The organism is Streptomyces sp. NPDC001292, from assembly GCF_042896465.1.
Classification (GTDB): domain Bacteria; phylum Actinomycetota; class Actinomycetes; order Streptomycetales; family Streptomycetaceae; genus Streptomyces.
Window position 1 is genome coordinate 32433 of the sequence record NZ_JBIAXG010000029.1, and the last position, 20122, is coordinate 52554.

The following is a 20122-nucleotide window of genomic DNA, read 5'->3' on the forward strand; positions in this document are numbered from 1 at the left end:
GCCTCCTGATGACTCCGAAACGGGAGAGAGAGGAAGACGGGGCCCTTGTCGGGCCGGTGGGTCAGGGAGCCGGCGTCGCGTCGACGCCGACCTCGGCGACGGCGGTCCACGGGTTGCCGTTCACCTCGGACAGGGCGACGAGCCTGAGGTAACGCGCCGTCGTGGTCGGCACCGGCACCCACTGGGCCTCGGCGGCGTTGGGGAAGGTGCCCTTGGCGACCGGTTCGCCCCAGGTGCTGCCGTCGGTGCTCAGGTAGATCTCGTAGTCGGCGATCCGGCCGTTCCCGGAGCCGCCGCCGCTGCCCTGCCGGGGCAGGTAGGTGACGGCGCAGACGGACTTTGCCGAGCCCAGGTCGAACCGGATCTCGTGCGGTGGACGCGGCTCGTTCCTCGACCACTCCGTGTGCCAGTACGTCGCCGGGTTCCCGTCGATCGCGTTGATGGCCCGGCCGTCCTCCCCGGCGGTCTCCTGGCTGTCCGCGTAGGTGACGGCGGTCGGCCGGGTCGCCGCCTCGGCACAGCTCAGGCGCAGCTGCGCCGAGGCGGTGACCGTGTGGCGGACGCCCTGCACGGTGGAGCCGACCGCGGCCCCGAGGGAGGCTGTCCCGGCCTGCGCCCGCTGCGGCGGCGCGGCGGTGAAGGTGGCGGTCCAGGTCGCCCCGGGGGCTACGGTCGACGTGGTCGCGCCGTCCGGGGTCACCGTCCAGCCGTCCGGGGCGGTCGGCCGGACCTCGACCGAGGAGGCGGGTGTGGCGGTGGTGTTGGCGACGGTGACGGTCAGCGTCGCGGTGCCGCCCGGCACGACGGTCGCCCGGTCGGACGCCGCGGACACCCTCAGCACCGGCGCCAGGGTGAACACCGTGGCCCGGTGGCCGTCCGGCACCTGCTGCACCAGGCGGCCGTCGTCGTCGAGGACAGCCACCATTCGGGTGATCGCGTTGGTGAGGGTGACACCGCCGTCGGCCGCGGTGGCCTGCCAGCGCTGCAGCCGGTTCTCCGCGGCGCAGGTCTGCGCGGTGATCGGGGTGCCGGGCTCGAGCGGGGTGTTGAGGTAGCGGGTGCCGACCCGGGACTCCGCGCAGCGGCCGGTGGCGGCGTTGCGCAGCGTGTAGTAGCCGTCCGCGGTGGTGCCGAGGTCCCACGCCGACTCCGCTGCGCCCATGGTCAGCGGCGCGCCCTCGGCGGCCGTGGCTGCGGACAGGAACGCGTCGCCGCGTGCGAGGGTGTACGTGCCCGGCTGGGCCGGCGTCCGGTCCACGTTTTCGAACCCGGGCGCCCGGCCGACCGCGTTCACCCGGGCGGTGAAGGCCGCGTAGTCCGGGTCGGGCTTGGGCCGGCCCCAGGTGACCTGGGCGACCAGGCGCAGCGGCGCGAAGACGTCGGACTCGACTTCGTTCTCGGTGTTGCCTGAGCCGTTGTCCGGCCACATCGTCAGCTTGGCGCCGGTGACGCCGTCGGCCGACGGGACGGTCTCGCCAAGGAAGTTCCGCGGGTTCCAGCCGTCGTCGTACAGCTTCCGGGTGTTGACGCCGTAGCTGCCACGGACGTGGTACAGCGCGTTGCTCGCGTTCATCAGCCGGTGCCCCTGGGCCAGCAGCCGGCTGGGCTTCAGACCGGAGTTGGTCCAATGCTCGACGACGATATCGGGGTTGAGCGGTACCGTCGCGGCGGAGGTGATGCCGTCGTTCCAGATCCGCAGCGTCTTGCCCTTGGCCCTCACATGGGCGTCGACCCGGTTGACGAAGTCCACGAACGCGTCCTGCGGCACGGCGTCCGGGCCGAACTTCTCCTTGGCGTACGCCGCCATCTGCGGGTACCTGGCGTAGTCCGAGCCGAGCATGTACTCGTCCGCGCCCATGTGCCAGTACGGCGTGTCGAACACCGTGAAATACTCGTCGATGATCCGGGTCAGGAAGGTGAACGCCTCGGGCTTGGTGATGTCGAGGCGGCTGACCTGCTTCTGCCCGGCGTTGTCGGTGAGCTGCAGGTCGGCGCGTTGACGGATCCACGGCTCGATGTGGCCCGGCGAGTTCACCTCGGGCACCAGCGTCACGTGGTAGCGGTGCGCGAGCCGCTGGAGGGCGGCGATCTGGGGCTTGGTGTAGTAGCCCCACTCGTTCGCCTCGGGGTGGGCGGTGCTCTTCACCTTCAGCTCGATCCACAGCTGATTGAGCTTCAGGTACGCCGCGTCCTTCACCAGCCGCTCCAGCGACGGGGTGGAGACGTTGATGATGCAGGCGCAGACGCCGACGCCGCGTTCGGCGTACCGCGGCACGTCGACGGCGCTGCCCGCCGGTACCGCCGGGCCGCTGTGGAACATCTGCAACAGGGTGCGGGTGCCGTAGAACGCGCCGGCGTCCGTCCGGGCGGTGACGGTGGCGGCGGTGCCGACGGTGAGCGTGTAGCCCTCGGCGCCCAGATCGGTGCGGGACGTGTCCAGCCGCAGCACGATGTCGCCGGCCTTCGCCGCCTCGGTGCTGTGCACCACGGGCGGCCGCTTGCCGGTCTGCGCCGCGATGTCGTCCGCGAAGGTCGCGGCCTCGTCGTGAGTGGAGGTGACGCGCGGGTCGACCAGCACGCGGCTTTGGCGGGTGAGGTGGAAAGCGCCCTCGGCGGGCTTCCAGTCGGGCAGTGCCGGGACCGTCACCGGTGCGGTCGTCGCGTCCGGCGCGGCCTCCGCGCGTGCGGGGTCCGCTAGCGCCGGGGCCGGTGCGGTCGTCAGCGTGGCCAGCGCGGTGACCAGGGCGGCCAGCGTGCCGGCGCGGCGCCGGGACCTACGGGATCGGGGTCTCACAGGACCGTTCCTCCTCGGGTCGGGAGGGGCCGTGGGGCAGGGGCTTCACCTGGCCGTCTCCTCATGACGCTGATGGGGGCGGGGGAGACAGTAGGGGAATGGCATCGCTAACACCAGATGCCGTTTGCGATTGCCTTTTGGCATGGCATCGCGGTGCATCGTCAGGGAGCACTGTCGGCTGTCCGCAGTCGGCCGCAGCCGGGCCGGCCCGGACGGGTACGGACAGGCCCGGACCGGGCACGGCAGAGCGCCGGCCGGAGCCGCCCCCTTCCGGGCTGCTCCGGCCGGCGAGCGGAGGGCTTTCTACCGGCCGTCGCGCCGCATCGGCGCGGTGCTCGCGCGCACGATCAGGGTCGGCTCGACGGACGCGGGATCGGGGGCGGCGTCCGGGTTCTCCAGATGGCGCATCAGATGGGCGACGGCGAGGACTCCCATCTGCGTGAACGGCTGGGCCACGGTGGTCAGCGACGGCGAGCAGTACTCGGCCAGGGCGATGTCGTCGACGCCGACGACGGAGATGTCGTCGGGCACTCGCCTGCCGAGTTCGTGCAGCGCCCGGATCACTCCGAAGGCCATCTCGTCGCTGGCCACGAAGACGGCCGTGACGTCCGGGATCCGGCCCAGGATGAGGCCGTTGCGGTACCCGGACGCGGGCGTCCAGTCACCCTCCAGCTCGGGCGGGACGCTCCTGCCCTCCGCCTCCAGCGTGTCGCGCCAGCCCTGGGTGCGGCTGACCGCGTCGAGCCACTCGCGGGGCCCGGCGACGTGCCAGACCGTCTGGTGCCCGAGGTCCAGCAGATGCCGGGTGGCCAGGCGTGCGGCCTGGGTCTGGTCGACGGCGACCACCTCGGTGGCGGAGGTGCGCGACCCGTCGATGGTGACGGTGGGGACCGAGCCCGTGAGCTGCTCGATCCGCCTGCTCACGTGGATCAGCGGGACGGCGAGGACGATCCCCTCCACGCCCTGCTCCGCGAGCCGCGCCAGCGCTCCCTCGATGGCGGAGGTGTCCAGGGAGGCGGTGGTGGCGGTGGAGACCGAGTAGCCGATCTCGCGCGCCGCGTTCTCGATGCCGTACAGGACGGCGGTGCGCGAGTAGAAGGTGGTCTGCAGCGTCACCACGCCGATGGTGCGGCTGCGGCCGGACGACAGCATCCGCGCCGCGTTGTTCTTGCGGTACCCGAGCTGGTCGACGGCCGCGAGGACCTTCGCCCGCGTCCTCTCCTGCACGTTGGGGTGACCGGCCAGGGTCCGCGACACGGTCTGGGGGGAGACCCCGGCGAGCCGGGCGACATCGGTCATGCCCGGGGGCCGTGCGACGCCGTCGCCTTCGCTCCGCTTCTTCATGAGTTTCCTCGTCCGCTCTTCCCGCCGCGATGATAGCGCCCGCACGGCAGTGTCCGCGCTGCTCGGAGTGCCCGTCGCAGCTGTGGGAACCACCATTGGCATCGCTATCATCCTGTGTCATAGTTCCGGCACGTCAGCGTGTTCCGGCCGTTCGGCGGACCGCAGGGGAGCAGGGTTCCGCTCTCCCCACCCCACGTCGAAGGAGAGGTCGTGAAGAAGCCAACCACGCGCACGGCGGCAGTGGCGGGCCCGGTCCCGCCCGGACTCGTTCCCACGGGACGCCCCTGCGGTCGCGGACAGGCCTCGGACAGCACACCCCATGACTGAAGCACGCCCGACGCACCGGCCGACGCCCGCCCTGTCCCACCCCGACGGCGAACTCCTGCGGCACGGCCGTCCGCACCGCGTCCTCGCCGGGTCGCTGCACTACTTCCGGGTCCACCCCGACCAGTGGCCCGACCGACTGGCACGACTCGCCGCCATGGGGCTGAACACGGTCGACACCTACGTGCCGTGGAACTTCCACGAGCGGCACCGGGGCCGGGTGCGCTTCGACGGCTGGCGCGACGTCGAAAGGTTCCTCCGCCTCGCGCAGGAGGCCGGCCTGGACGCGATCGTGCGACCCGGCCCGTACATCTGCGCCGAATGGGACAACGGCGGCCTGCCCGCCTGGCTGACGGGCACTCCCGGGATGCGGCCGCGGTCCTCGCACGGCCCCTTCCTGGACGCGGTGGCTGGCTGGTTCGACCGGTTGATCCCGCGTCTCTCCGCCCTTCAGACGGCGCGGGGAGGGCCCGTCGTAGCGGTGCAGATCGAGAACGAGTACGGCAGTTACGGCGACGACCACGTGTATCTGCGATGGGTCCGCGACGCCCTGGTGGAGCGCGGCATCACCGAACTGCTCTTCACGGCCGACGGCCCGACCGAGCTGATGCTCGACGGCGGCACCCTGCCCGACGAGCTCGCGACCGCGACGTTCGGCTCCCAAGCGGCCGAGGCCGCCGCACTGCTGCGGAAGCGCCGTAGCAGCGAGCCGTTCGTCTGCGCGGAGTTCTGGAACGGCTGGTTCGACCACTGGGGGGAGCGGCACCACGTCCGGTCGCCGCGGAGCGCGGCGAGGACACTGGGCGACATCCTCGACACCGGTGGCTCGGTCAGCCTCTACATGGCCCACGGCGGCACCAACTTCGGGCTCTGGTCAGGCGCCAACCACGACGGCGAGGCCATCCAGCCGACCGTGACCAGCTACGACTCCGACGCGCCGATCGCCGAACACGGCGGGCTCACCCCGAAGTTCTTCGCCCTGCGCGACCAGCTCAGCGCCCTGACCGGCCCCCCGGAGCAGCCGCTGCCCACCGACCCCGCGCTGCTCGCGCCCCGTGTCGTCCCGGTCGTCCGGGGCGCCGAACTGCTGGGCGGGCTGGAAGCCGTGTCCCGGGCGGTGGCCTCACCCCACCCGCTGAGCTTCGAGGAACTGGGACAGTCCTCCGGCCTGGTGCTCTACCGCGCGCACCCGAAGCTCCCCGAAGGCGCCCTCGACATGACCGTCAGCGGACTGCACGACCGCGCCCAGGTCTTCGTCGACGGCGTCCCGGCCGGGGTCGTGGACCGGGAGGCCGGCTCGCTCACCCTCCACGGCACGGGCCGGCGGGTACGGCTGGAACTCCTCGTCGAGAATCAGGGGCGGATCAACTACGGCCCGCTCCTCGGACAGGGCAAGGGCATCCTCGGCCATGTCCGGGTGGGACGCCGGATGGTCCACGGCTGGACGATGCACCCGCTGCCGCTGGACGAGTGGTCGGCGCAGGAGGTCGCCCGCGCGGCGGCCGCCACCGGACCGCGGGGCCCGGCCGGATTCGCGACGGCACGGTTCACGGTGGACGAGCCGGCGGACACCTTCCTGGCACTTCCCGGTTTCGCCAAGGGGTTCGTCTGGGTCAACGGCTTCCTGCTCGGCCGGTACTGGGAGATCGGCCCCCAGGTGACGCTCTACCTCCCGGCGCCACTCCTGGCATCGGGCGGGAACACCGTCACCTTGCTGGAGCTGGAACGCCTCGGGGAGTGGATCGAACTGCGCGACGCGCCGGAGCTGGGGGAGGTCGAGGAGTACGTCGAGACCTTCTCTTCGTAGCGGCGCCGACCGGACGGCTGGGGTCCGCGCCCCGGTGGAGCCGGGTGGGCGGATCAGGGCGTCGCCCAGCGGCGTGACGAGCGTCGCTCCGTCCACGACGCCCTCGCCCGCGGCCCGGTCCACGGCGTCCAGGAACGCCTCGGCCTGTTCCGCGATCATCGCCGCCAGTGGCCCGGGCCGATGCTCCTCGAACGCGGCGAGGGCCCGCGCGTCGGCTTCGGCCAGGCTCTGCTGTGTGCCGTCCCCGTAAGGGCGCTCCCGCCCGTGCGCGAGGTCGGCCGTCAACTCGTTGGCCGGCGCCAGATGGGCGGCCGCCTCGCCGACCGTCCACTCCGATCGCGGTACCTCGAGCGCCGAGTCGGCCGCGGCCCGCAACAGTGCGGCGATGTCACCGGCGGTCTCACGTATCGCTTCCGCGAGCCCTTCGGGCAACGGTCCCCCGTTGCCCGGCCGCACTGTGGGATGCACGCCCTGCGGCCCCTTCCTGCCACGCGTACACGCGGTAGGGTCCCGCTGGGAGCGGGGGCCGAGCGTACCGGGTCGGGCAACCGGCGGGTGAGTACCGCGACGGCCGCGCCACCCTCCTGGCCGGGCCCGTACCCTGGCGCCCGACGAGCGATCAGAAGACGACCCGGGCCCGGCGGGCGGCCGCCAGGGCCGTATCGGCTCCGGAGACCAGTTCCAGCGGTACGTCCGGATCGCGTCCGGCCAGGGCGCGCAGATAAGCGACGGCGTCCGCCCGGACGACCGACGCAGGCTCGCCCGAGCCGATCAGCCACGTGCCCCCGGCGGGTCCGGTGAGCTCCAGCCCGATGGGCGCCCCGGACCAGGTCAGGGCCAGGTCGCGGATCACCTGCTCGACGATGAGCCGGTCGTGCTCTCCCACCACGAGGGACTGTCCCGTGGCCCGTGCCAGATCGACGCGGTGCATCCACAGGTCGCGGTCGTAGATGGTGTCGAGCAGGTGGCCGACGGACATCCGGGGTGCTCCGGGCATACCGCTGTCGATCCTGGCGCGCCGCATCAGCCCCGGGCGGCGTAGGCGCGCCCGTACGGCGCGGGGCCACAGCTGCGCGAACCGCTCGGCCAACTCCGGTCCGGGCGCGGTGACGTGGTCGGCGACCTGCGCCGCCATGTGGGCGTCGACCGGGCCCATGCCCGGGTGGCGCCGCCTGCCCGTGATCTCCCTGCGCAACATGGTGGCCAGGGAGATGTTGTCCTCGCACTGGGCGACGAGGTGGGAGACCAGGGTGCGCACGTCCCATTCCACGCAGTCGGTGGGACGGTGCCAGTCGTCGTCGCCGAGCTTTTCGAGGACGTCCATGGCGGCCCGGCCTTCTGCCCCGGCGACCACGGCCGACTGGTCACGGCTGGTCTGCGGCAGGCGTGCGGCCTCCCCGTAGGTCTGAGTCATCGCACTCGCCCTCCTCCGGGGCGTAGAAGTGGAAGAACATGTCGACCGCCGTCCGGGTGAGCCGGGTGAAGCGGCCCTCGGTGACCCGTGCGGACGGCTCGTTGGCGAGCTGCTGGCTGATCACGCCGGCTATCAGCGCCGTGTAGAGGGCCACCCCGTCCTCCTCGGCGGCGGCGGGCGTCAGCTGCCCGGCGCGCACCGCGGCCCGGAGGGCGGCCCGCAGGAGTTCCAGTTGCCGCACCGCGGGTTCGAAGGCCTGCGGGGTCGGTTCGAATCCGGGCACGGGCCGCCAGTACAGCAGTTGTGCCAGCACCGGATGGGCCATCGCCCAGGCGACGGTGGCCTGCTGGCCCTCCAGGAGGGCACCGCGCGGATCCCGGGACAGCATGGCCCGGTACGGCTCCAGGACGCCGACCGTCTCCCGCATCCCTCGCGCGAACAGGGCGTCGTAGACGGCCGTCTTGGACGGGAAGTACTGGTAGAGCGAGGGCGGCCGCATCCCCATCCGCCGGGCCACCTCGGCCAAGCTCAGCGCGGCCACGCCTTCTTCCGCCATCACCTCGAGCGCGGTGTCGAGGATCTCCCGCACTGTGTCGTCGCGCCGGCGCAGTCGCCGATCCCCCCTCATGCCATTAAGAAAAGCTAATGGGCGTAGGGGAGTCAATACCCCGTCAGTTCCACAGCCGGACACGCGGGGAAAGGACGTGCGCCACGGACAACTGGCAAGATCGCCCGAGGCGTTGACGTACGGACAGGACTCCGCGACGCTCCAGTGACTGTGGCCCGCTCCGGCTGCCCCGCGGATCGCGGACGGCTCGTGTCACGGCCGCAGCCGCTCACCCACCTTCCGACGACCCAGGACCGCGCATGAGCATGTACCAGTCCCCGCAGCAACAGCCCTACGGATACTGGCAGCCGACGTATCCGCCGCCTGTCGCGCCCGCTCCGGTGGGCCCGCCTCCCGGGGCCCTCGGTAACCAGGGCGCGCGGCTCGCCGCCCGTTTTCTGGACGCGGTGTTCATGCTGCTGGCGCTGCTGCTCGTGGCCGGTCTGGTCGTCCTGATCCAGAACCTGACGGTGGACAACGACAACATCGGCATGGTGGCCGGGGTGATCGGATACTCCGGGATCGGTGTGGTCCTGCTCTGCTACGAACCCGTCATGCACTGGAAGTCCGGCGCCACCTACGGCAAGCGGATCTGCGGATTGCGTGTCGCCCGGCTCGACGACGGGAGACACCTCTCCTTCGGGCGCGCGTGGCTGCGCTGGTTCACCAGCTTCCTGATGGGATTCGTGCCGTTCCTGGGTCTGGTCGACGTACTGTGGTGCCTGTGGGACAAGCCGTTCCAGCAGTGCCTGCACGACAAGGCGGCCAACAGCGTCGTCCTGACCACCAGACCATGAGACCTCAGCGCGCGCCGGGGGTGGTCCTGGTCGCAGCCCCGTCGTCTCAGCAGCGCGCCGGTGAACCGCAGCCAGGCCAGCCGGCCGCGCCACGACATGTCGGCGCCGGTCACCAGCCCAGCCGGATGGCCGGGGCCGGGGTGGGCGCGGCCGTCGCGACACACGGCGATCCGGCCTCCCACGGGGACGATGGCGTCCTGGTCCAGTCCGGTCGCCCGCAGCAGCCGCCAGGTGCTGTCGTAGCCCCGGACCGCGATGTGTTCGGCTCCCTCGTCGAGGACGTAGCCGTTGTGGCGGCGGCTGGCCATCCGTCCGCCCACCCTGCCGTCCGCCTCGAGCACCCGCACGGACCGGTCGGCTCGGGCCAGTTGGAAGGCGCAGGCCAGACCGGAGATCCCGGCTCCCACCACGGCGATGTCGACGTCTGTCTCGGCCATCGCAGGTCCCTTGCTTGTCGAGGTGTCATACGGAACGGGTGCACGTGCGCGTGCGGATGTCCTGCGGCGCGCGCACGGCCGGGTGCGGCTCAGGTCCACCGCCCGGTGCCGTAGGGCGGCGCACCGTCGAACAGCCGGTCGCGCAGTTCCTGCCGCCGGACCTGGCCCGTCGCGGTGAGCGGGAGCTGGTCCAGGGGCAGCACCGTCGGCTCGCCGAGCGGCGGGAGGTCGGTCACGGCCTGCCGCCACGCGCCCACGTCCAGCGTGCCGTCCCGGGTCACCAGCACCGGCTGCGGCAGTCCGCTCGCGCGGCCGAGCACCACCGCCTCGACGACCTCGGGCAGCCGGTCGTGGATCACGTCCTCGATCTCGACGCAGCTGCCGTCGGGGATCGTGTCCACCTCGCGGTCGAGCAGCAGCAGCCGGCCGGAGCGGGCGATGACCCCGAGGTCCCCGGTGGTGAACCAGGGCCCGGACAACTTGGCGCGCATCCGCTCCGGTTCGCTGACGTATCCGGCGCACAGCGTTCGGGTGCGGGCCTGCACCAGGCCGGGCCTGCCACGCCCCACCGGCTGGAGGGTCGCCGGGTCCACCACGCGCAGTCCGGCCCTGCCGGGCACGGTCCGCCCCAGGTCGCGGGTGGTGGGGTGGCGCTCCCCGGTCGTGCGTACCGACCTGCGCGTCAGGCAGCGGAAGGTGAGCGGCCCGGTCTCGGACTGCCCCCAGACCTGCACCCACAGCGGCAGCCGGCGCCGGGTCGCGGTCAGGAACGTCCGTACCGTGGGCGGGTGGACGGCGTCGAAGGTGTTGATGTAGAGCCGGACGTCGTGGAAGGGGTTGTCCGGCGACGTCGCCAGCGGCTGCCAGCGCACGAAGGCCGCGGGCGCGGCCTCCAGCACGGTCGGCGGATGGGCGCGCAGGACGGGTTCGGCGAGCCGGGGGTCGTAGCCGTCCAGGATCAACGCCGCGCGCGGGCCGAGCCAGAACACGCTGATCGTCCAGGCGAGGCCCCGCCCGTGCGCGTACGAAGCCGCCTGGGCGACGGTGTCGTCGCGCCGGGTGGACACCAGGGGCAGGCGCCGTACCTCGGCCGCGGCGATCCGGTGGATCAGGGTTCTGGCGGAGTGCCGGACCAGCTTGGGGATCCCGGTGGTTCCCGAGGTGTGCATGATGGCCAGGGTCAGGTCGTCCGGGCGGGGGCGGGGCGCCGGCGTCCGGTGGCCGCGCACGTCCGCGAGCGGGATCGCGCCGGGTGCGGGGGCGTCCAGGGTCAGGGTGCGGCGGGTGAAGGCCGTGAGGTCGGTCTCCGCGCCGCGCGCGGCCGCCAGTGTGGCCGAGGTGGTGACCAGGGCGGTGGCGTCGAGGCGCTTGAGCAGCACCTGGAGCGTTTCCGCCGGGAGGCGGTCGGAGATCAGCGCGGGCACCGCGCCGATGCGGGCGGCGGCACAGGCGAGCAGGACGTAGTCCCAGTGGTTGGGTTTGATCACGGCGACCCGGTCGCCCGGCGCCACGCCCAGCCCCTGCAGCCAGCCCGCGGCCTGGCTCACCAGGTGGGCCAGGTCCGGGATGTCGTACGTCGTCCGGTCGTCGGCCGCGATGTCCAGCGGCCGGCTGAGATGGACCGTCGTTCCGGTGCCGCGGTCGGCCAGGACGTCGAAGAACGGTCCGGGGGCGGGGAGTTTCATGGGTGACCTCCGAGGAATCCCTTTGGGCGCACGGGAGCTGATGGAAGGTGAGGCGTGGCGCGGCGGATCGGGCGGGCCTCCTCGCGGAGCGCGGGGACGCCGGCTCGGGTTCTCGCGCCGCCCTTGCGGCTCAGGCGGGGCCGGCGCTCAGGAGGTTGACCGTGACCAGCGTGACGACCGCGGCGAGTCGGCGTGCCATCGGGTGCGTGCGGGACCGGGCACGCGGAGGAGGCCGGGGTGACCCCCGCCCTGTCCGCCGTCGGCCGTGTCAGGAGGAGAAGCTGCCGGACAACTGCGTGGTGTGCATGCCGTGTCCGGGGAGGATCGGGACGTCCGGGGTCATGCAGTACGCGTCCGCGTGCAGATGGACGGTCCGCGAGGTCTCGTTGTTCAGGACGTGCGAGAGCGTGGGCAGCCGATGGCAGCCGTGCGGGTCCTGGTACGCCTCCAGCGGGAGCAACTCGTTGCTGAACACGACGACCTGATTGGTGTTCGGGACGTCACGGACGGTGCCGGGGGCGTTCTGCGCGAACGCCGGTCCGGCGCCGGCGAAGACGACTCCGGCGGCCAGCGCGGCGGTGAGCGCGGTACGACGCATGGGATTCACCTCTCGGAACTGAGGGAGCCACCGACCGTTCCAGCGGCTCCCCGCGGTCGGATCAGAACGTCACTTGAACTGGACGTCGACCTTGTAGACACCGGGCTTTTGAGCAGTGACCGTCGCTTCGCCCTGCGCGCCGCTGTAGGCGCCGGTGCCGCCCTGCACCACGGCCTTGATCGTGTACGGGTAGTGCAGCGGGTTGAGGTCGATCTTCGCCTGGGTGCTCAGGTCGAGCTCGTCACCGTTGTCGAAGATGACGTACGCGTTGCACAGGGCGTGGGCGGTGGTGACGTTCTCGACGCCGTCCACGGTGCACGCGTCGTACACCTTGCCGATCTGGGCGCCGGAGGCGTCGTGCACCGGACCGTTGCCCGCGAAGCCCGCACCGAGCGTGGGGACCTGAGGAATCGACGTCTTGGAGTAGTCGATGGTGAAGCTCAGTGGGGCGGGCACGGCCGTCGCGCTCGCCGCCCGGGCCGACCCCGAGCCGGCCAGGCCGAGGAAGCCCGCGGGGGACGCGGCGGCGAAGGCGGTGGCGAAGCGTTTGCCGACAGCGGATTCGTGCATGAAATCTCCTTGGACATCTCGGGCCCGTTGCCCGACGACACACAGAAGATCACATTGAGCGACAGTCATCTCGCTCTCCGTGTGGGCCCTGTCCATGGCCGCGCTCCGGCATCCCCGCCGTGCGGCCCGGGTTCGCCGCCGGGACGGCCGGTTCCGGGGGCACGCGGTTTTCACTGCGCGGAGTGACCATGATCGCCCGGTCGGAGGCGCGTGGCCTGTCGGCCTCCGGGGCCTGCGGCGGCCCGGTGCACGATGCACAGCGCGTTCGCCCGGTTCCTGCTCGACGCCTGCCGGCGCTTCGCCGACGGCGGCCCGCCGGGCACCGACACGGCCACGGGCGCGGAGGGTGGCCGTCGCGCCCGCGCTGCTGCGGGGGGCGGACGCCGTGGTCCGCGACGCGGAACGGCTGTTCGGCAGCGTGCTCGCCTGCCCGCCGTTCGACGCGAACGCCCCGGTCCGCTACCCCGGCTGGCCGGAGGCCGAGCGGGCCCGCCGCAACCGCGAGCACGGCGTACCGCTGGAGCCGGCCGGTGCACGGCGAGTCGACCGAGCTCGCCGCCTCGCTGGGGCTGCGCTTCACTCTACGGTTCCCGACGGCCAGGGACGCCGTCCAGGCGGGCGGGCAGTCGTGCCCCCGGGACACGGACGCGGTCCTGACGGACACGGATGAGCCCCCAGCGCGCACGGACGTCGTCGTGACGCGCACGGGCGAGCCGCCGGCGCGCACGGACGCGGTCATGGCACACGGAGGTGAGCGGTGACGGCGGCGCGGCGCATCGGGGATTCGAGGGCGCGATCCGCGCGGGCGTGGACCGCAGCGGCGACGGGCTCGCAGCGCTCGAGTTCCACATCGGGGAACGCGGTGTGCAGGTGGCGCATCACGGCGACCGGAGTGTCGGTTTCGGCGTACCGCGTCCCGGTGTTGTCCGTGTAGACGTACTCGGGGTGGTACAGGGACCTCATCAGCTCCCAGTCGTACCGCTCGATGGCCTCCCACTGCCGTCGGTGAACCCGAGTGGCCGTCATCAGTGCTCCTGTCCCCGGGGAGTTCCCAGGCTGGGAGCACCGGTCGGACGGGGCCGTCAGGCACACCCGGCCCTCACCTCTGCCGCGGCGTGCCGACCGGTACGCGGCCCGCCGGGCGCGGTCAGCGGCTTCGGGGGGTCACCAGGCCGGACTCGTAGGCGAGGACCACGAGTTGGGCGCGGTCTCGGACCCGGAGCTTGACCATGGCCCGGTTGACGTGGGTCTTCGCGGTCATCGGGCTGATCACCATGCGGTCGGCGATCTGGTCGTTGGACAGTCCCTGCGCGACCAGGGCGACGGCCTCGCGTTCGCGGTTGGTCAGCTCCTTCAGCCCCGGGCCGGCTCCTGTGTCGAGCGGCTGGGTGACGAACCGGCTGATCAGCTTGCGGGTGATCGACGGCGCGAGCAGGGCGTCGCCCCGCGCGGCGACGCGCACGGCGTGCAGGAAGTCCTCCGGCACGATGTCCTTGACGAGGAATCCGGCCGCGCCGGCGCGCAGCGCGTCGAAGACGTACTCGTCCAGACCGTAGTTGGTCAGGATGACGACATGCACCCCGGACAGCGCCGGGTCCGCGGCGATGCGCCGGGTCACCTCGATGCCGTCGAGGACCGGCATCCGGATGTCGATGAGCGCGATGTCGGGCAGGTGCTCCTCGACCAGGGCCAGGCCCTCCCTCCCGTCGCCGGCCTCGGCCACCACCTCGATGTCGTTCTCCATGTCGAGGAGCGCGCGGAATCCGCTGCGCAGGAGCGGCTGGTCGTCGACCAGCAGGACGCGGATCACGACGCCTGCTCCACGGGGAGTTCGGCCTGGACGGTGAAGCCTCCCTCGACGCGCGGCTCCGCCCGCAGCCGGCCCCCGAGGGCGGTGACGCGCTCACGCATCCCGAGCAGTCCGACGCCGGGCATCGGGGTGGCGCCCGGCGTGGCCCTGCCGTCGTCGTCGACGCGTATCGTGAGCGCGTCCGGACGGCAGTCGATCCGGACCGACGCCGTGTCCGCGGCGGCATGCCGGGCGATGTTGGTCAGCGACTCCTGAACGATCCGGTAGACGGTCCGGTCCACCGCGGCGGGCACGTCGTGCGGTTGCCCCTCGATCGTCAGCGTCGCGTCCAGGCCGATGGCCCGGGCCCGTTCCACCAGCTCCGGGACGTGGTCGAGGCCGCGCGGCGGGGCCGTGTCGTCGTCGCGCAGGGCCTCCAGGGTCGCGCGCAGCTCCCGGCTCGCCTCACGTCCGGCCTCCTGGATCGCCAGCAGGGCCGCCGGCACCTGTTCGCCGCGCCTGCGGGCCACATGGACGGCGACCTCGGCCTGCACCTTGATGATCGAGATCTGGTGAGTGAGCGAGTCGTGCAACTCCCGTGCGATGTGCAGCCGTTCCTCGTCGGCGCGGCGCCGCGCGGTCTCCTCCCGGGTGCGTTCGGCCTCGTCCGCCCGCTGCTCGGCCTGCCGCAGCGCCTCGCCCGCCGCGCCGGCCGCGATCAGCCAGGCCACCTCGAGAGCGCCGCGGGCCTGCGCGAACGCCTCACCCGTGTCGTGCAGGGAGGCCAGGGCCGCGAGGGGGAGGGTGGCCAGCATCGCCACGCTCGCCACCACCGTGACGGTGCGGTGCCCCGCCCGCATGGCGGCGTACACCGCGAACAGGTAGGCGACGGCGGGCACATCGAAACCGACCGCCTGATAACCCACCGCGCACAGTCCGGTGACGGCCAGCACGGGCAGCGGGGCCCGGCGGCGTGCGGCCAGCGCCAGGCCGCCGGCCACCAGCAGCGCGTAGCCGAGCAGGCCGAGATCGTCGGCGGAGTGCCGCCCGGACAGCCCGGTGGCCAGCAGCGCCCCCGCCACGCCGACGGCGATCACCCAGTCTCCGACACCGGCCGGGACACCGAACCGTCCTCTGTCCATGGGCGCACCCTAGCGGGATGCCGCCGCGGGCGGGTCACGCTCGTGGACGAGTGCCCTTGTACCGCGCCCGCGGTACGGGGGCGGCGCCCGCGGTATCCGCCGCGGCCGCGTGCGCCGTCCGCGGCAGCCCAAAGTGCCCGCGCCTGCGGGACGTTCCAAGGCGGGTCCGGCGGACATCATCGGGCGATGTCCAGTCGCGGTCGCAGGAGGAGAAGATGACGGCAACCGACACCCCCCGTACGGAAGGAGCCCTCGCGGCACTGGCCCGGTTCTGCTACCGGCGGCGCCGCCTGGTGCTCCTGGCCTGGATCGCCGGCGTGGCCGCCGTGGCGCTCGCCGGCTTCGGCTACGGCGCCCCCTCCGACAACGACTACTCCGGGGGAGACTCCGGGTCCGCCAAGGCGCAGGTCCTGATCGAGAAGCACTTCCCCGAGCAGCAGGGGGACACGCTGACTCTCGCGATCAAGGCGGACAAGGGGATCGACGACCCCGCCGCCCGGCGCACGATCGAGAAGGTCATCGCCGATCTGTCCGCCTCGCCCCTCACCGGACCGGTGGCCTCGCCGTACGAGGACGAGGACCTGGTGACGAAGGATCGCCACATCGCCCGCACGACCATCCCGCTGACCGCCAAGGATGTGAAGAAGACCGAGGTCAAGCCCCTGGTGGACGCGGTCAAGAAGGCCTCGGGCGACGGTGTGACGCTGGGGCTGGGCGGGGACAGGGCGGAGAAGGCCGAGACACCCCCGCAGGGTTCGTCCGAGAGCGTGGGCGTCCTCGCGGCGGCGGTGATCCTGTTCATCTCCTTCGGGTCACTGGTGGCGATGGGCCTGCCGATCGTGACCGGACTGATGGCGGTCCTCGGCGGCATCGCCCTGATGAAACTCGTGGGGCACCTGGTCCCCTCGCCGGACTTCACCGTGCTCGTCGCCGCGTTGATCGGGCTCGGCGTCGGCATCGACTACGCCCTGTTCATCCTGACCCGCTACAAGGACGGCTTGAAGGACGGCGACGACCCCGAGAGCGCCACGGTCACCGCGATCACCACCGCGGGGCACGCGGTGCTGTTCGCCGGAACGACGGTCCTGATCGCGCTGCTGGGCCTGATCGCCATGGGCCAGAAGATGATGACCGGCGTCGCCATCGGCGCGTCGGTGACCGTCCTGGTGACGATGATCGCCGCGGTGACCCTGCTGCCGGCGTTCCTGGGCTTCACCGGACACCGGATCAACTCGCTGCGCCTGCCCCGCCGTACGTCCCGCCGGTACGGAGCCGGCGGCGTCCCGTCCCGGGAACGGCGCAACCTCGCCGAACGCTGGGCCGGCGTGGTGCAGCGCAAGCCGCTGACCGCCGCGGTTCTGGCCCTCGCGGGCCTGCTGGTGCTGGCCGCCCCCGCGCTGTCGATGCGGCTGAGCCTGCCCGACGCCAGTGTCCAGCCCCACGACAGGAGCAGCTACACCTCGTACAGGATCCTCTCCGAGGGCTTCGGCCCCGGCTACGGCGCACCCCTGATCCTCGCCACCGAGGTCCGTTCCCAGGACGCCGATCTGCGTCCCGTCGTCGAGGCGGTCAGGCGGACCGAGGGCATCGCCTACGCCACGGAGCCCCGGATCAGCAAGGACGGGCGGGCCGCCACCTTCATGGCCTTCCCCAGGACCGGATACCAGGACGAGGCGACCGCGGACCTGGTGCACAGGCTCCGCGACGACGTGCTGCCCAAGGCACCCGGCGGCGCCCAGGTCCATGTGGGCGGCCCGAACGCCGGCGCGATCGACTTCGCCGAGGACACCAGTTCGCGCCTGCCCCTGATGATCGGGGTCGTCATCGTGATGTCCCTGCTGCTGCTGATCGTGCTGGTCCGGTCGGTAACGATCGCCCTGCAGGCCGCAGTGATGAACCTGCTGTCGATCGCCGCCGCCTACGGCGTGCTGGTCGCGGTCGTGCAGTGGGGATGGCTGGGCTCGCTCCTCGGTTTCCCCACCGACATGCCGGTCACGACCTGGGTGCCGATGATGATGTTCCCGCTCCTGTTCGGCCTGTCGATGGACTACGAGGTCTTCCTGATCTCGCGGGTCCGTGAGGAGTACGAGCGCACCGGCGACACCCGCGCGGCCGTCACCCGCGGGCTGGCACGGACCGCCAAGGTCATCACGGCCGCTGCAGCCATCATGATCGCCATCTTCACGACCGCCCTGCTCGGCTCCGACGTCTCGGTCAAGCAGATCGGCCTGGGCATGGCCGTCGCCGTGTTCGTCGACGCCACCATCATCCGGATGATCCTCGTCCCCGCGGTGATGGAACTGTGCGGCAACGCCAACTGGTGGATGCCCGGACGCCGGGCACCGAAAGCGACCGCGGCCCCAAGCGCCGAGGTCGGGGAGGAGGCCAGGGTCTGACCCTCCCCCCCAGCCGGAGTGCGGGGGACCCTGGGGCGGGGGTTTCCCGCACGACCGGCGGAAAAGCTCGGCATGATGGCCGGATGATGACCGCACGCGCCCTCAACCGCTCCACACTCGCCCGGCAGTTGTTGCTCCACCGGGAGCCGCTCACCGCCGTCGAAGCGGTGCGGCGCGTGGTCGCTCTTCAGGCACAGCAGCCCGCCTCGCCGTACCTGGCGCTGTGGAACCGGCTCCCCGGCTTCGACCCGGCCGGCCTCGACGCCGCCCTGACCGGCCACCGGGCCGTCAGGTCGACACTGATGCGGATCACATTGCACATGGTCCACGCGACGGACTACCGGGCGTTCCGCGAGGCCATGGAGCCGACACTGCGCGCCTCCAGGCTCGGCGACCCCCGTTTCACGGCGTCCGGGCTCACCGCCGCCGACGCCGACGCGCTGGTCCCGGGACTGCTGGAGTACGCCGGCCGGCCGCGGTCCGCCGCCGAGGTACGGGGCCGGCTCGAGGAGTTCCTGGGCGCACCGGTGGAACCGGCGGCCTGGCGGATGCTGCGGCAGTACGCGCCGCTGTGGCACGCGCCCACCGGAGGACCCTGGTCGTTCGGCACCCAGCAGTCGTACGTCGCCGCCGGCACACCGCCGGAGCTGACGGATCCGGACGCCGCCGTCAAGGGCCTGCGCACTCTGATACGCCGTTACCTGGAGGGCTTCGGCCCGGCGTCGGTGGCGGACATGGCGCAGTTCGCGCTGGTCCGGCGCGCCAGGGTGAAGGCGGCGGTGCAGGGGCCGGCCACCGGACTGGAGCAACTGGAAGGCCCCGACGGCACGGTGCTGTACGACATCCCCGGCGCGCCGCGGCCGGACGAGGACACCCCGGCCCCGCCCAGGCTGATGGCGATGTGGGACAGCATCCTGCTGGCCTACGCCGACCGCAGCCGCGTCATCCCACCCGCGTACCGCAAGCTCGTGACGCGCGTCAACGGCGACGTGCTGCCCACCCTGCTGGTCGACGGCTACGTCGCCGGCGTCTGGCGACCCGTCGACGGAGGGATCGAGGCCACCGCCTTCCACCCGCTTCCGGAGCACGTCTGGCGGGAACTGGCCGCGGAGGCCGGATCGCTCCGCCTGTTCCTCGCCGACCGCGAGGACACGGTCTACCGGCGCTACGGCCACTGGTGGACGAAGGGGCTGCCGGCCGCCGAAACACGCGTGCTCCGCGGCGACTGAGCCGTGCCCCTGCCGCCGTGGGCGGACCCGGCCGCCCGCACGCCGGGTGCGACGCGTAGCGTCCGGTCGTATGGAGGAACCCATGGCTCACGTCCAGTCGGCACAGGGCACCCGGCGCCGGGCCCGTGACCTCGGTATCGTCGTCGGGCGGGGCGACACCGGTCCCCTCAACGCGATCACCGATGTGCCGGGCGTCCGGGTCGGGCACGCCACCGTCCGGCGTCCCCCTGACGTGCACAGCGGAGTGACCGCCGTCGTGCCCGGCGCGGTCGGCCCCCGATCGCCGCTGCCCGCGGGGGTGTTCACCGGCAACGGCTACGGCAAGCTCATCGGCACCACCCAGCTCACCGAACTCGGCACGCTGGAGACACCGGTGCTGCTCACCTCCACCCTGTCGGCGTTCCGGGTCGCCGACGCCCTGGTCGGGTGGATGCTCGAACGGCCCGGATGCGGTGAGGTGCAGAGCCTCAACCCGGTCGTGGGCGAGTGCAACGACGGCTTCCTGTCCGACATCCGCGCGCGGCCGGTGCACGAGGAGCACGTCCGCGCCGCGCTCGACGGGGCGTCCGGCGGTCCGGTGGCCGAGGGCTGCGTCGGCGCGGGAACCGGCACCGGCGCCCTGGGGTTCAAGGCCGGCATCGGAACCGCCTCGCGCACACCCGGACTGGGAGGCCGGCGGTACACGGCCGGGGTCCTGGCGCAGGCGAACTTCGGCGGCACGCTGCGGGTGCTCGGCCGCTGCGTCACCCCGCGGTCCCTGGGCCTGGCCGGCGACCCGGCGCCGGTCGCGGAGACCGGCTCCTGCATGATCGTGGTGGCCACGGACGCCCCCGTCGACGCGCGGCAGCTCACCCGCGTCGCGCGGCGGGCCGTGTTCGCCCTGGCCCGCACGGGCGCGGCCTACGGCCACGGCAGCGGCGACTACGCCATCGCCTTCAGTACGCGACCGGCGGCGGGCGCCGCCGTGGCGGACGCCGAACTGGGGCCCCTGTTCGAAGCCGTCCTCGACGCCGTCGAGGAGGCGGTGCTCAACTCCCTGCTGGCCGCGACCACGACCACGGGCTTCGGCGGCCGCACACTGCCGGCCCTGCCCGTGGACCGGCTGCTCGACGCCCTCACGGACCCCACGGCGTCACCACTGCCCGACAGCCGGACGACGCCGGCCGGCTGACAACTGACCAGCGGCGGG

Annotated in this window: 15 protein-coding genes and 1 pseudogene; 5 read left to right on the forward strand and 11 right to left on the reverse strand. The window is 72.6% G+C overall.

What is annotated here, in order from left to right; translation table 11 throughout:
* Positions 1-61: 61 nt before the first annotated feature.
* Entirely contained in the window at positions 62-2794 is a 2733-nt protein-coding gene (locus ACFY4A_RS26995; RefSeq protein ID WP_390831936.1) for a family 20 glycosylhydrolase, read from the reverse strand.
* 303 nt (positions 2795-3097) lie between these two features.
* On the reverse strand, positions 3098-4138 hold the full coding sequence (locus ACFY4A_RS27000; protein ID WP_390831937.1) for a LacI family DNA-binding transcriptional regulator: 1041 nt from the start codon (positions 4136-4138) through the stop codon (positions 3098-3100).
* Between the two features lie 319 nt (positions 4139-4457).
* On the opposite strand from ACFY4A_RS27000, the gene ACFY4A_RS27005 reads away from it, so the two are divergent.
* Positions 4458-6269, forward strand: a complete 1812-nt coding sequence (locus ACFY4A_RS27005; protein WP_390831938.1) for a glycoside hydrolase family 35 protein — start codon at positions 4458-4460, stop codon at positions 6267-6269.
* A 619-nt stretch (positions 6270-6888) separates the two neighbouring features.
* On the opposite strand, the gene ACFY4A_RS27010 is transcribed toward ACFY4A_RS27005, so the two are convergent.
* Together ACFY4A_RS27010 and ACFY4A_RS27015 are read right to left on the reverse strand one after the other, a co-directional pair.
* The gene (locus ACFY4A_RS27010; protein WP_390831939.1) at positions 6889-7683 is read right to left on the reverse strand and encodes a maleylpyruvate isomerase family mycothiol-dependent enzyme; all 795 of its coding nucleotides are present in this window, start codon (positions 7681-7683) and stop codon (positions 6889-6891) included.
* Positions 7634-8311: a TetR/AcrR family transcriptional regulator gene (locus ACFY4A_RS27015; protein WP_390831940.1), complete on the reverse strand. Its 678-nt coding sequence runs from the start codon at positions 8309-8311 to the stop codon at positions 7634-7636. Before ACFY4A_RS27015 ends, ACFY4A_RS27010 begins: the two co-directional genes overlap by 50 nt.
* A gap of 239 nt (positions 8312-8550) precedes the next feature.
* On the opposite strand from ACFY4A_RS27015, the gene ACFY4A_RS27020 reads away from it, so the two are divergent.
* Positions 8551-9087 (forward strand): RDD family protein, encoded by a 537-nt coding sequence (locus ACFY4A_RS27020; RefSeq protein ID WP_390831941.1) that lies wholly within the window; start codon positions 8551-8553, stop codon positions 9085-9087.
* Positions 9088-9179: 92 nt separating this feature from the next.
* Here the strand turns inward: ACFY4A_RS27020 and ACFY4A_RS27025 are convergent.
* From ACFY4A_RS27025 to ACFY4A_RS27055, 7 genes and pseudogenes are all read right to left on the reverse strand, one after another.
* A pseudogene (locus ACFY4A_RS27025) lies at positions 9180-9524 on the reverse strand (FAD-dependent oxidoreductase); the annotation flags it as partial.
* A gap of 89 nt (positions 9525-9613) precedes the next feature.
* The gene (locus ACFY4A_RS27030; RefSeq protein WP_390831942.1) at positions 9614-11209 is read right to left on the reverse strand and encodes a class I adenylate-forming enzyme family protein; all 1596 of its coding nucleotides are present in this window, start codon (positions 11207-11209) and stop codon (positions 9614-9616) included.
* Between the two features lie 268 nt (positions 11210-11477).
* Complete coding sequence (locus ACFY4A_RS27035) at positions 11478-11807, reverse strand: hypothetical protein (RefSeq protein WP_390831943.1); 330 nt, start codon at positions 11805-11807, stop codon at positions 11478-11480.
* 69 nt (positions 11808-11876) lie between these two features.
* On the reverse strand, positions 11877-12377 hold the full coding sequence (locus ACFY4A_RS27040; protein ID WP_390831944.1) for a hypothetical protein: 501 nt from the start codon (positions 12375-12377) through the stop codon (positions 11877-11879).
* A 735-nt stretch (positions 12378-13112) separates the two neighbouring features.
* The gene (locus ACFY4A_RS27045; protein WP_390831945.1) at positions 13113-13403 is read right to left on the reverse strand and encodes a nuclear transport factor 2 family protein; all 291 of its coding nucleotides are present in this window, start codon (positions 13401-13403) and stop codon (positions 13113-13115) included.
* 121 nt (positions 13404-13524) lie between these two features.
* Positions 13525-14187 (reverse strand): response regulator, encoded by a 663-nt coding sequence (locus ACFY4A_RS27050; RefSeq protein ID WP_390831946.1) that lies wholly within the window; start codon positions 14185-14187, stop codon positions 13525-13527.
* Positions 14184-15308, reverse strand: a complete 1125-nt coding sequence (locus ACFY4A_RS27055) for a sensor histidine kinase (protein ID WP_390831947.1) — start codon at positions 15306-15308, stop codon at positions 14184-14186. The genes ACFY4A_RS27050 and ACFY4A_RS27055 overlap by 4 nt, the downstream gene beginning before the upstream one ends.
* 215 nt (positions 15309-15523) lie before the next feature.
* Here ACFY4A_RS27055 and ACFY4A_RS27060 point away from each other — a divergent pair, with 215 nt between their 5' ends.
* The 3 genes from ACFY4A_RS27060 (at position 15524) to ACFY4A_RS27070 (ending at position 20104) form a co-directional block, all read left to right on the forward strand.
* A complete protein-coding gene (locus ACFY4A_RS27060; protein ID WP_390831948.1) occupies positions 15524-17704 on the forward strand; it encodes an MMPL family transporter in 2181 nt (726 codons plus the stop codon).
* 83 nt (positions 17705-17787) lie between these two features.
* The gene (locus ACFY4A_RS27065; protein WP_390831949.1) at positions 17788-18933 is read left to right on the forward strand and encodes a winged helix DNA-binding domain-containing protein; all 1146 of its coding nucleotides are present in this window, start codon (positions 17788-17790) and stop codon (positions 18931-18933) included.
* 82 nt (positions 18934-19015) lie between these two features.
* Positions 19016-20104 carry a P1 family peptidase gene (locus ACFY4A_RS27070; protein WP_390831950.1) on the forward strand — a complete coding sequence of 363 codons (1089 nt, stop codon included), beginning with the start codon at positions 19016-19018 and terminating at the stop codon, positions 20102-20104.
* Positions 20105-20122: the final 18 nt, after the last annotated feature.